10 protein-coding genes are annotated in these 12543 nt (G+C 57.2%); 7 read left to right on the forward strand and 3 right to left on the reverse strand.

What is annotated here, in order from left to right; all coding sequences use genetic code 11:
- The first annotated feature begins 6 nt into the window (after nt 1-6).
- The gene (locus GRI35_RS03100) at nt 7-1557 is read left to right on the forward strand and encodes a class I adenylate-forming enzyme family protein (RefSeq protein WP_160612785.1); all 1551 of its coding nucleotides are present in this window, start codon (nt 7-9) and stop codon (nt 1555-1557) included.
- A 71-nt stretch (nt 1558-1628) separates the two neighbouring features.
- Here GRI35_RS03100 and GRI35_RS03105 read toward each other — a convergent pair whose 3' ends face one another.
- On the reverse strand, nt 1629-2387 hold the full coding sequence (locus GRI35_RS03105) for a PEP-CTERM sorting domain-containing protein (protein ID WP_235900116.1): 759 nt from the start codon (nt 2385-2387) through the stop codon (nt 1629-1631).
- 364 nt (nt 2388-2751) lie between these two features.
- Between GRI35_RS03105 and GRI35_RS03110 the strand changes: the two genes are divergently transcribed.
- The 4 genes from GRI35_RS03110 to guaA all read left to right on the forward strand — a co-directional run bounded on the left by GRI35_RS03110 (nt 2752) and on the right by guaA (nt 9418).
- Entirely contained in the window at nt 2752-4326 is a 1575-nt protein-coding gene (locus GRI35_RS03110) for a tetratricopeptide repeat protein (protein ID WP_160612787.1), read from the forward strand.
- Nucleotides 4327-4758: 432 nt separating this feature from the next.
- Nucleotides 4759-5433 carry a PEP-CTERM sorting domain-containing protein gene (locus GRI35_RS03115; RefSeq protein WP_160612789.1) on the forward strand — a complete coding sequence of 225 codons (675 nt, stop codon included), beginning with the start codon at nt 4759-4761 and terminating at the stop codon, nt 5431-5433.
- A 146-nt stretch (nt 5434-5579) separates the two neighbouring features.
- The gene (locus GRI35_RS03120; protein WP_160612791.1) at nt 5580-7211 is read left to right on the forward strand and encodes a tetratricopeptide repeat protein; all 1632 of its coding nucleotides are present in this window, start codon (nt 5580-5582) and stop codon (nt 7209-7211) included.
- Nucleotides 7212-7843: 632 nt separating this feature from the next.
- Complete coding sequence (guaA, locus tag GRI35_RS03125; protein ID WP_160612793.1) at nt 7844-9418, forward strand: glutamine-hydrolyzing GMP synthase; 1575 nt, start codon at nt 7844-7846, stop codon at nt 9416-9418.
- A gap of 2 nt (nt 9419-9420) precedes the next feature.
- Here the strand turns inward: guaA and GRI35_RS03130 are convergent, their stop codons facing one another.
- Entirely contained in the window at nt 9421-10074 is a 654-nt protein-coding gene (locus GRI35_RS03130; RefSeq protein WP_160612795.1) for a hypothetical protein, read from the reverse strand.
- Between the two features lie 174 nt (nt 10075-10248).
- Between GRI35_RS03130 and GRI35_RS03135 the strand changes: the two genes are divergently transcribed.
- Nucleotides 10249-10947 (forward strand): endonuclease III domain-containing protein, encoded by a 699-nt coding sequence (locus GRI35_RS03135; RefSeq protein ID WP_160612797.1) that lies wholly within the window; start codon nt 10249-10251, stop codon nt 10945-10947.
- A 3-nt stretch (nt 10948-10950) separates the two neighbouring features.
- Nucleotides 10951-11613 carry an endonuclease III domain-containing protein gene (locus tag GRI35_RS03140; protein ID WP_160612798.1) on the forward strand — a complete coding sequence of 221 codons (663 nt, stop codon included), beginning with the start codon at nt 10951-10953 and terminating at the stop codon, nt 11611-11613.
- Here GRI35_RS03140 and GRI35_RS03145 read toward each other — a convergent pair.
- Nucleotides 11597-12535: an oxidoreductase gene (locus GRI35_RS03145; RefSeq protein WP_235900117.1), complete on the reverse strand. Its 939-nt coding sequence runs from the start codon at nt 12533-12535 to the stop codon at nt 11597-11599. The two genes, GRI35_RS03140 and GRI35_RS03145, sit on opposite strands and share 17 nt — an antisense overlap.
- Nucleotides 12536-12543 lie beyond the last annotated feature (8 nt).

The raw sequence follows: 12543 nt of genomic DNA on the forward strand, positions 1-12543 counted from the left end.
CTGCGCATGACCAAGACCGACATTCTCGCCCAACTGTCCGGACCGTTCGGGACGTATCGCAGTATTCTGGAAGCGTGGGCGGAATTGCAGCCCGATCAGCCGGCATTGCGCGATGGAGGTGGCGAGCTGTCTTGGGCAGAGATGATGGACCGGGTCGACCGGATCGCGGCGCAGTTGCAAGCCACAGGGTTGGAACAGGGGCAATCAGTTGCGATCCTAGGTACATCGACGATCCATTACGCGCTGGTCTATCTGGCAGCTGTGCTGGCCGGCGGGGTCGCGGCGCCGCTGACGACTAGCGCGAGCCCGCTGCAGCTTGACGGCATGGCAAAGGATTCGGGCGCGCGGCACTTGTTCATTGATCGCGCGAAGCTGAATGAGCTTGGAGATGGCTTTATGCCTGACTTCAATCGGATAGTTTTGGATGAAGAACTCGAAGATTGGATGACTGACAAAGGCACCAAGCCTGCTTCCTTCGAGCCCACTGGAGACGAGCCCTTCAACATCATCTATTCCAGTGGCACCACAGGTATTCCCAAAGGCATCGTCCATTCGCACACGATGCGCTGGCGCCAGTTCGCGCCGACGGCGGCGTCCTATCTTGGCGGTGAGCGTACAGTGCGGTCGTTGACGTCGACCCCGCTCTATTCAAACACCACGATGGTTGCGTTTCTGTCGGCGTTGCTGGCTGGCGGGACCGTTACAATAATGGAAAAGTTCGACACCGTGCGCTGGCTTGAAATTGCACAACGTGACCGGATCACCACAACCATGCTGGTGCCGGTGCAGTACCAGCGCCTGATGGATGAGCCGAGTTTTGACCGTTTCGATCTGTCCAGTTTGCAGATCAAATATTGCACCTCCGCGCCGTTTTCTGCCGAACTGAAGGCGGAGGTGCTCGAGCGGATGCCGGGTGCTTTGATCGAGATATATTCAATGACAGAAGGCGGTGTAGTGTGCCTGCTATATGCGCATGAGCATCCAGACAAACTACATACGGTCGGCACGCCGGCCCCAGGCAGCGACGTCAAAGTGATGGGTGAGGATGGCCGTTTGCTGCCGCCCGGCGAGGCTGGCGAACTGGTTGGACGAGGTCCGGCGATGATGAGCGGCTATAAGAATCAGCCCGACAAAACCTCCGAAGCGCAATGGATCGACCCCGACACCGGCGAGTGGTGGATGCGCATGGGCGACATCGGCCGCGTCGATGAAGATGGTTTCGTCGAGCTGGTTGGCCGAGCGAAAGACATGATCATCTCGGGCGGGTTCAACATCTATCCGATCGATCTTGAGAATGAGCTGCTCAGGGAAGCGGGTGTGGTCGAGGCGGCGGTAATCGGCGTGCCGAGCAATCGCTGGGGCGAAACGCCGGTGGGCTTCGCCGTACTTGACGGGGTGGATCCCGACGATGTGCTCCGCGCTGTGAATGCCCGGCTGGGGAAGACTCAGCGCCTTTCCGCGCTGCTTGCTATCGATGAAATGCCGCGGAGCCATATCGGCAAATTGCTCAAGATTGAGCTGCGCGAAAGAGCCGGACGATTGAAGTTACCAAGCTGAAGGCGGCGCAATGAATGGGGGACGACCCGCGAGGCCGCCCCTTCCTAACTGCAGGTTTGTCTTCACCCGTATCAGGCGGCTTTGAACTCGCCCTTGCGGCGGCGACGGTTTAAGCGCCCGAATCCGATAGCGGCAAGCCCAAGGCCGAATAGGCCGAGCATGCCAGGTTCGGGGACGGGGGTGCCGCCAGTGCTGGTGCTTCCGCCGCTAGTGCTGCTGCCGCCGCTCGTCGAGGAACCACCGCTAGTGGTCGAGCCGCCGCTGGTGCTGCTACCGCCCGAGCTTCCCGTCGGCCAGCAGATATAGCGGCTGCCATAGTAACCGCAACGCGAGCCACCCGAGCTGCTGGAGCTGCTGGAGCTACCAGACGTTGAGCCGGTGTAGCGCGTCCACTTTCCTTTGGTATCGAAATCGAACAGCCGTCCGTTACGAACGCCGTAAATCCACAAGAAGGACTTGTCCTCTCCCAGGCTGAACTGGGTATGCTTGGGGTTGCTCGACCATTGCGCGGTATATGTGCGTTCTTGGCGAAAAATCGGTGTCTTCCGAGTGAATGTACCTGTCGCGGTATCAACCTTGTAGGTTCTTCCACTGCTCGTCAGGTTGGGATTGAAGTTGGCGAGACTGTTCCCGGTCATCGTGAGATCGATATTGCTACCTTTGAAAGTCGCCGTTCTAGCGACCGTGTCAATGGTAATATGGGTCGTGCCTACGGCGCTGCCGAAGAGGCCGTCGCCGAACGAGGTTTCGTATTTATATATCGCCGCCGAGGCCGGTTGCGAAATAGCCAGCGCTGCCATCATGGCAGCCGATGTCAGGATCTTGTTCATCCGAGATTGTCCTTTTGCTTGCAACTCTGCCGATAGCGAAAACATGTTATCAAACGGCTTAGAGCCCAAAAATAGTTCCGAGTGTCTGCCGACGTAACAGCAATCATCGTGCCAGTTTTGAAAACGCCTTGAAATATAAGGGTTTACATATTAACCAAACTTGTTTTCCAAAGTGATTTGTAATAAAATCCGTCACCTTCCGGCGCTTGGCGGCGGGTTGCAGGGCTGGCTGAATATCGGGTCATTTCGCGCCGGAGGCGGGCTTATCCAAGCCTTTACCTTTTGGGCTTACATCCGTTGCCTGACCACTTGCTTCCGGCAGAAATCAGGGGCGAATCATTAAGGATTTTTCATGCGACGGATAATGTTGAAACCCGTATTGGTCATTGCCTGTCTCGCCGCGGCGACACCCATGGCCGGTTGCAGCGAATTGCAGACTGACTACCTGGCCGAAGGTCGCGAGGCATATGAAAGCGGTGAGTTCAGCCGGGCGCGTATCCACCTGCTACAGTATCTTGATGGCAATCCCGACGACGGCGCGGCTCGGATATTGCTGGCCAAGGTGCTTTTGGAAATCGGTGACGGTGTCGGAGCGATGCGCTTTCTGGAGCAGATCGCCGACGATAGCGAGCTAAGGAACGAAGCGAAATCGCTTATCCCAGAAGCTAGGCTGCTCGAAGGGCAATACAAGATGGTGCTTGAGCTGACGGAAGAAGTCAGCGGGCCGTTTTCGGCGAATATGGCTTGGGCAAGGGCCTTTGCCCAAGTCGGGCTTGATCGTGTCGAAGCTGCCATGGACACTATTGATGCGGCGTTGCGGCAAACGCCCAAGGATATCAGACTGCTGCTTCTCAAAGGCAATATACTGCTGGCCGACGGCAAGGTCGCGCAGGCGCATTCGGTGGTCAGGCAATTGTCCGCGAACGAGCCCGACAATGTTCGTGTGATGCTGCTCGCGGGCCGGGTTGCATTGGCCCGGGGCAACGAAAGCGAGGCCAGGAAACTGTTCTCCAGGGCGGTTGAACTACAACCGGACAACTCGGTCACCTATGCGATGCTGGGCGATACTTACCGCCAGTCCGGCGAAATGGACAAGGCCCGCGAAAACTACGAGCGTTCGCTCCAACTTCTACCGGGTAATGCAAAGGTGTTGATTTCGCTGGCTGAGCTCGAATTGTTCGAGGGCAATGTCGATCTTGCGCATCAAATCTTGCAGAACAGCAGGATGAGGGTTCAGTCGCTCCCTCTGGCGATGCGGTTGGAAGGGTTGATCGCCACCGAACGAGGCATGCATGAAACTGCGCTGACCAAGCTGGAGCGATACATACGCGATAATCCCACCGACCCCATAGCGCTAAGCGCTCTTGGCAGAACCTATGAAGCGCTGGGTGAAACAGAAAAGATGAACAATATCGAGCAGGTTCTGGCAAAACTCGATCCCAGCGATAGCGACCTCGAAATTGCCGTCCAGCGCAGCGATGGTACGTTGAGAAGCGAATTGGACAAGGCTAACCAGGCTCTCGCCCGGCAAGACTGGCGGGCCGCCGATGCGGTCTATTCCAAATTGGTCAACCGCCCAGGGATGGACAATCCGGTGGTTTTCAACAATGCTGCCATGGTCAAGCTCCAACTGGAAAATCTTCCCGCAGCTCTGGCCATGGCTGAGAAGGCCTATCGTCTTGCTCCGAATGATCCATTTGTGCAGGACAGTCTTGGTTGGACCCTGTTCCTTAATGGTAAACAACCTGATCGCGCAGCCAAGCTATTGACTAGGGCATATGAGGCCAATCCGGACAATTCCGAGATTAGCTGGCACTTGGCTCAGGTTCTTGCGAGCACTGGGCGCAAGGCAGATGCGGTCGCCCTTATGGAGCGTCTGAAACCCAACCTATCGCCCGCTGATCGAGCGAAGATCGATACGCTGATCGCGCGCCTGTAAAGCCAACTCGATGAAAACTGAGGACGCGGATCGCTCCAAAAGATAATTGGGGGACTGCTGCAGGGCGCTTACCGGCATCACCATACAGTCTTTTCGCCGCGTCCATGGACCCGGCAGAACTCCAAGAACCGATCCTGATGGAGGCAGCCCGCGCGCACCGCGGGGTTGTTCGATACCGGTCTGCCATTTCGGGAGATTGCTAAAGACCCAACTGCGTACGTTGGTAGAACCTGAGTGACATTAAATCAGGCAGAAAACTGTCGGGATTTCTGACATCTGGCGAAACTCCGAATTGGTGTTAACCTTTATAAGCCGCAGAAATGCTGGGATACGCATTTCTGGCATCGTCCCTGCTTTAACCTCGACATCACTATTTGCAGGATATGGCGGAAAAATCCGCATTTATCCGGTGGGGAATATGGGGTAAGAATTATGGTTTCTTGGACACGCAATATCGCACTTGCTGCGGCAGCACCGGTAGCAATGATTTCAGTTGCCGCTTCGGCGTCGACAATCGACTACGACGTCAGCGATGCAACCGACAGCGGCTGTTCGCACGGCCTCTGGACTAATTCGGTCGGCAGCGGTTGCGATCGCCGCTACTCTTTCCAAGACGGTACCAAGTTCACGCAAGACACCGATGCAGGAACTGCGACCTTCACTGGTACAGCCATCAATGGCTCCGGCAAAGTTGCTAAACTCGATCTCAGCTTCTCGGGCTTCCAAGATGCTTTGACTGGCAACCAGGATTACAAGGCCGGTGGCGGCACTTATAACCCGTCGACCATGGACTTTTATTCCAGCGCTTCGGGCACGATCACAATCGGCGGCAAGAAATACACCGTCAATCCGCGTGATCCGCTTGCCGGCAACACCACTGTACAAATCGGTGCGGGCACAAATGATAAAACCGGTGATTTCGGCGGTTCGGCATGGCTCAACATTCTGAACCCTCATGGTTGGTCAATCCCGCATTGGGATATCAATTTCGATCTGGCCCGGACTCCGGGTACCCCGGTTCCGGCACCAGGCGGTGCTGCTCTGTTCGGTCTGGCTCTGATTGGCCTTTGGGCCGGTCGCCGCCGCCGGAGCCTTGCCGCAGCATAACGCGGTATACACATAGTCTTCTAAAGGGCTGGTGCGGCATTCGCTGTATCAGCCCTTTCCTGTTGTGGCGCTCGATTGGGGCGGCCGCATGTTCGGCCCGAACGTAGTTAGCCGTTCTTTAGGAAGATTCGGCTAAATATGCGGGCATGAAAAACAAACTACTCTTGTTGCTCGCAATTGTGCCGCTTGCCCTTGGTGGCGCGTCATGCGGCTGGGTGCCTGGCGATCCGGCGAGCGAAGTGGAGGCTGCGCTTGCAGAAGGCGATCTGGGCGCTGCCCGTGTGCATTTGCTAGAGATCCTGGAAGAGACGCCGGGCGATCATCAGACACGCCTTCGCTATGCCGACATCATGTTGGAGCTGGGTGACGGCATCGCGGCGCAAGCTGCGGTGGAGCAAGTTCCGGCCGCCATGCGTGAAAGCGGTTTCGGCGCGGCGCTGATGTCGCGCGCGATGCTGCTGCAGGACAAGCCCGATGAAGCGCTTGCGTGGGCGGATAAGGCTGATGCCTCGACTGCGCTTGGCCAATGGGTGCGGATCGGTGCGCTTCTGGCACTGGGCCAGTCTGAGCAGGCTTTTGCACAGGCCGACGATGCGGTTGCTGCTCATCCCAATGATGTTCGCCTGCTGGCTTTGCGCGGCGAAATGGCGCTCACCGAGCGCAAGGTCGAACTGGCCAACGCGCTGTCTGCACGCGCCCTGGAGGCCAATGGCAAAGACTTGAATGCGCTAATGCTGGCGGGCCGTCTCGATCTGCTGCGCGAAGATTTTGCAGCGGCGGAGGCACATTATTCGCAGGCAGTGTCGGCCAATTCTTCGATCCTTGGCCCGCGTCTTTCGCTGGCTGCGGTGCAGGCCGATTTGGGCAAGCTGGACGAAGCGGCGGAGACGCTGAAAGCACTCCGCGAAACCGCGCCCAATCACCCGATGGGCATGTTCCTCGATGCAAAGCTGGCTTTCGTGCGCGGTGATTTGGACAAAGCACACCAGATTATGCAGGCTGGCGAGGGCGCATTGCGCAAAGTGCCTGCCGCGCAATTGTTGATGGGTGAAATCGCCCATCTTCGCGGCAGCCATGAACAGTCTATCGCTTTCCTGCGCCCGCTGCTGCGTGACAATCCCGGGCACGTCCAAGGCGCAACCGTGATGGCCCAAGCGTTGCTCGCAGTTGGCGAGACGGAAAAAGCGCTGTCGGTGATCGAGCTTCCCGCATCCCGCGCGGTCGCTAATCCGCAAATGCTCGCACTAGCATCGCGCCTTTCGCAGAAGCTGGGGCGTAGCGACCCCTATGCCGCCCGTCTTGGCCGGGTTTCCCCGCCAGACGACTTAAGCGCGCGCCTGGCAGCGGCTGATAAGGCTATTGGTCAAGGCGAATGGGCGCAGGCGCGAGACATTTATGCCGGCTTGCGCAAGGAGGGTTTGGAAGCGAACGCATTGGTGCTGAACAATGGCGCCATCGCTGAACTGAACACCGGCAACACATCCGAAGCGGTACAATTGGCGCGGCGCGCAATTGCGCTGACACCCGATGACCCCTTCGTAATGGACACGCTCGGTTGGGTGCTGCTGCAATCGGGTGGTGACAAGAAGGAAGCGCTCGTCTGGTTAGGCAAGGCTAAAGAGGCAGCACCGGGTAATCTGGAATTCCGTTGGCATTATGCAGCTGCATTGGCCGCGAATGGCCGCCGCGCCGAAGCGCGCGAGATAGCGTCCGGTGTGCGCGAATTCGCCGACGCCGCGCAGCGCCGACATATCGACGAGCTATTGTCTAAAATCTGACTTGACCGGAAAAAGTTAGAGACGCGGCTGCCTTGAGTTAAGGGAGGGGGGACTGAAGGTCAGCCGCGTCTCTGGTCGCTTTCATCTCTAAAGTAGCGGGCCGTTAATGGGGCCGGGTACTTTCTGCTGCACTCGCAGGCAGCTGAGATGTCAGCCGGGACACGTTTGCGGGGGGCGCTATCGTGTTCCCGTTGTCGCCGGCGATAGTGTTCGGGAGAGGAGACCTATCCGCCGGTTCGAGAGGTGAAATAATATTGCGTGTCATATTATACAAATGACAAAACTGCGACTAATGTTCAGTTTTTTGCAACATCGGTCGGGATGTGTTGCGCCGTTAGGCGATCGTCGGGCTGAGGATCAATCCACTGAGCGAAACGGCGAATATGAATGCGAAAGCGCGCTGTGTGAAAACCTGCATCGGTATAGTCCTAGATATTGTGTTTGGTGCAATAGTGCATCTGGAACGCTTTTCGCACACGCAGCAATTTTGGTTACACCGCCCGAAATTTTGTTTCACGAGTGCATTTGATTACAACGCTCCTCTCTCTGGCAATCGGGCTGATTCAACGCCGTAGTGGGGGACTGCTTCAGGGCGCTTGCCAGCAACGGCGCGCAGTCTTATCGCCGCGTCCATGGACCCAGCAAAACTTCAAGAATCGATCCTGATTGTCGACTTCGGCAGCCAAGTTACGCAGCTCATCGCACGCCGGGTGCGCGAAGCGGGGGTCTATTCAGAAATAGCGCCCTTCTCGATGGCCGAAGAAGCGTTTGAACGGATGAAGCCGAAAGGCATTATCCTGTCCGGTTCGCCTGCTGGCGTTCCCGACAAAGGCAGCCCGCGCGCACCGCAAATGCTATTTGATGCCGGTCTGCCGATTCTGGGCATTTGTTACGGCCAGCAGGTGATGACGCATCAGCTTGGCGGTGAAGTCCGCCGCGGTCATGAGGTTGGTGATGGCGGCGAGTTCGGCCGCGCGTTCCTGACCGTGACCGAAGAATGTGCTTTGTTTGACGGATTATGGAAAGTCGGTGAGCGCCACCAAGTGTGGATGAGCCATGGCGACAAAGTCACCGAATTTGCCGACGGATTCGAGATTGTCGCGACCAGCGACGGCGCGCCCTTTGCGGTGATCGCCGACGAGAAACGCAAATTCTACGGCACGCAGTTCCACCCGGAAGTCGTCCACACCCCCGATGGCGGCAAGCTGATTGCCAATTTCGTGCGTCATGTTTGCGGCCTCAAAGGCGATTGGACCATGGCTACTTATCGCGACACCAAAGTCGCTGAGATCCGCGAGCAAGTGGGCGACAAGAAAGTGATTTGCGGGTTGTCCGGCGGGGTCGACAGCTCGGTCGCTGCTATCCTGATTCACGAAGCAATCGGTGACCAGCTGACCTGCGTGTTCGTCGATCATGGTCTTCTGCGTCTTGATGAGCGCGCACAGGTCGAAACCATGTTCCGCGATCACTATAATATCCCGTTGGTCGTGGTCGATGCGGAGGAGCGCTTCATGGTGGGTCTCGATGGCGTGTCCGACCCGGAAAAGAAACGCAAATTCATCGGCGGCGAATTCATCAATGTGTTCGAGGAAGAAGCCGCAAAAATCGGTGGTGCAGATTTCCTGGCGCAGGGGACGCTTTATCCCGACGTTATCGAAAGCGTGTCCTTCACCGGCGGACCCAGCGTGACGATCAAGAGCCACCACAATGTCGGCGGCCTGCCCGAACGCATGAATATGAAACTGGTCGAGCCACTGCGCGAATTGTTCAAAGACGAAGTCCGCGATCTGGGCCGCGAGCTTGGCCTGCCCGACATGTTTGTCGGCCGCCATCCGTTCCCCGGCCCCGGCCTTGCAATTCGCATTCCGGGCGAGGTCAACAAGGAACGCTGCGATATCCTGCGCAAAGCGGACGCGATCTATCTCGAAGAGATCCGCAATGCCGGACTATATGACGCAATCTGGCAGGCGTTCGCCGTGCTACTGCCCGTCAAAACCGTCGGCGTGATGGGCGATGCCCGCACTTATGACAGCGTGTGCGGCCTCCGCGCCGTGACTAGCACCGATGGCATGACCGCGGATGTCTACCCGTTCGACGCAAGCTTCCTGACGCAATGTGCAACGCGGATCGTGAATGAAGTGCAGGGGATCAACCGCGTGGTCTATGACTATACCAGCAAGCCGCCCGGGACGATTGAGTGGGAGTGATGCTAGGCCGCAGATTTCTCTAACCTAAGGTTACCCGGATAAAGCAACTTCGCGAACGCGTCAGCGATTTGCCGTGCACTTGTTTCCGACAGTCCGGTAACATCTCCAACAAGTCCCGTCCCATCAAAGAAACTCTTTGGTTCCAGGCCACTGCAGATCATCTGGTATGTTCGAAACATAATCCTGTGGAGTTCATTGTCGTAGGTGTTTCGGATTCCGTTATCGTAGTCGGACTCCATGCTGATATGATCCCACGAGACCGAGTAGTGCTTTCGAGCTTTCTTGATGACAATAAACGGAATTTTCCGGCGTTGGCATTCATAAAACCAACGGTCACTAGCGGCATGATCAGACTTACGAATCAGGCACCACAACCGGTGCGCCCAGTCGATGCGGTTGAAAGAAAAACGCAAATAGGCTGAGCTATCCGCTTCATAGCCCAGTTTGAAACATTTCTGCTCAAAATGGACAAAATCAGCATCCAGAATAGCCGGGTGCTGAGAGCCACTCCGCGATTGCCGAAAGGCAGCGTGGGATCTGAAGCCTGCAAGCGCTGCAATTGCTTCAGAAGCATGGGCTGACTTCATTTCAAAGTCAGCCATTAGCACGTTCTTCAAGCGGCGAAGGTTTTCGGGTGTTGCAAGAATCGTAGACATCACGGTCTCCTAAAAAGTCAATCTGGACGCCATTTAATCAGTTCGACTATTGGATATGTGAGTCGACAATTTCGTTGAGAACCTGTTTAGCTTGGCGACAGGCTTGGAGGTTAAGCCAACGGGTGAGTGCCTTACAGAGCGCCCACAGGTCAACAATGGTTGAGAAGTTATCCCATGCAACTCCCTCTCGGCTCTGACCCGCGTACCGATCAGCTCGAGCGCATTCACGCCGCGCTGATTGCAGAGTTCGGACGGATCGAGCGGCCCGACACCAAGCGCCGCGATCCGGTGTGGACTTTGGTGCAGGGCGTGATTGGTGCGCGGACCAAGACTGCGGTCTCTAACGCAGCGACCGATGCGATGTTGGAACGGTACGGGTCATGGGAGGCTGTGGCAGAGGCTCCGCTGGAGGAACTGACTTCGATCCTCTCAAACCAGACTTTCCCCGAGCAATCGGCGCGGCGGCTGAAGGAAAGCCTCAACCGGATCATCGAAGAACGCGGTCAGGTCGATTTGCGGCATCTTTCCAACCTCGAAACTGCCGACATGATGGAATGGCTCGAAACGCTGCCCGGTATTGCGCGCAAGATCAGCGCGGGGATCGCCAATACCAGCGTGTTTGATCGCCGCGCGGTAGTGCTCGACACGCACCATCGCCGGGTCATGCAGCGGATGGGATTGGTTGCGCCCAAGGCCGATACAACCCGTGCCTATGATGCGCTCATGCCGGTTATGCCGGAAGAGTGGACCGCCAAAGATATCGATGAACACCACTTGCTGGTGAAGCGGCTCGGCCAGACATCATGCCGTCCGACCAATCCCAAATGCGGCGGATGTCCGCTGCGGAATGAATGCGCCTATGTTAGCGCGTAGCCCATGAACAAATTATTGAACGCAGAGCAGGTCGAGCAGGTCTTCCGCCGGTTGGCAAAGGCAATGCCCGGGCGCACCAGCACTGCCAAAGGTCCCAAAGGCCAGCCCGATGCATTTCGGTCGTGTATCTCCTGCATGCTTTCCGCGCAGTCGCTCGATCGCAATACGGCTAAGGCATCGCGGGCGCTGTTTGCGCTCGCCAACACGCCCGAGGATATGCTTGAACTGGATGACCGCGATATCGCTGCCGCGATCAAGCCGGCGGGCCTCTACAACAACAAGACCCGCAATATCCGCAAATTCTGCGAAGCGCTGATTGCCGAGCATGGCGGGGTGGTTCCCGACACCCGCGAGGGCTTACTCTCGCTTCCCGGTATCGGACGGAAATGCGCCGATATCGTGCTGAGCTTCACCTTCGGGAAGGATGTTATCGCGGTCGACACCCATGTGCACCGTGTGTGTAACCGGATCGGACTTACCGCTGCGAAACTGGCGGATGCAACTGCGCGCCAGTTGGAGGAGCGGGCACCCGAATGGGCGCTTCGCGATGGTCATTTCTGGCTCATCCAGTTCGGTAAGCGCGTCTGCACATCGCGCGCGCCCAAATGCGAAAGCTGCCCGATTAGTGATTTGTGTCTGTATTGGTCTGCTAAGCAGGAAAGCTGACACCGGTCAGTTCTTCCGATTTCACCCACAAGCGCTGGGCCAGATCCTCGTCGCGAATATGCGGCGAAACGCCCGAGCCGCGCGGTGTGTTCTCGTCGGCCATCGCGCCGACATTGCAATCTTCACAATACACGCCGCCCATTCCCTCAAGCAGCGGAGAGACCGCGCACCAGACACTTGTTGCTGCGCCTTCCTCAACGCTTTTGAAGGATTCATGCGTGTTGCCGTCTTCGTCGAACCAGCCCATCGCTTTCTGCTCTTCCATCGTCAAATGTCGCTGGAGCGGGGTGACGATCCCGCCCGGATGCACTGCAAAAGCGCGCACCCCATGCGGTTTGCCGATCTTGTCGAGTTCTAGCGCGAACAGGGCATTGGCCGATTTCGCCTGACCATAGGCAGGCCATTTTTCATATTCACGGTTCTCGAAATTCGGGTCATCGACATCAAGGCCGTTTAGACGGTGTCCAACCGAAGATAGCGTTACGACGCGCGCGCGCCCTATTGCCTTCGCAGCAGCCACCAGTAACGGCCACAGCCGTGCGGTCAGCTGGAAATGCCCCAGATGGTTGGTCGCGAATTGCATCTCGTAACCACGCGCATCGCGCATTAGCGGACTGGCCATAATCGCAGCGTTGTTAATCAACATGTCGAGCGTATCGACCATTGCTGCGACGCTTTCCCCGAACGCATCAATCGAGGCTGGGTCCGATAGATCAAGCGGCAGAATCGTGATTGTGCCGTCCATTTCGGCCAGCACCTCTTCAGCAGCATCGGGTCTGCGCGCTCCTACGATCACATGTGCTCCGGCCCCTGCCAATGCGCGCACGGTTTCCGTGCCAAGCCCCGAATAGCCGCCTGTCACGATGATGGTCTTGCCCGACAGATCGATGCCAGCGACGACCTCTTTAGCGGTCGATCGCATGCCGAAAG

The sequence above is a fragment of the Pontixanthobacter aestiaquae genome (assembly GCF_009827455.1).
GTDB lineage: Bacteria > Pseudomonadota > Alphaproteobacteria > Sphingomonadales > Sphingomonadaceae > Pontixanthobacter > Pontixanthobacter aestiaquae.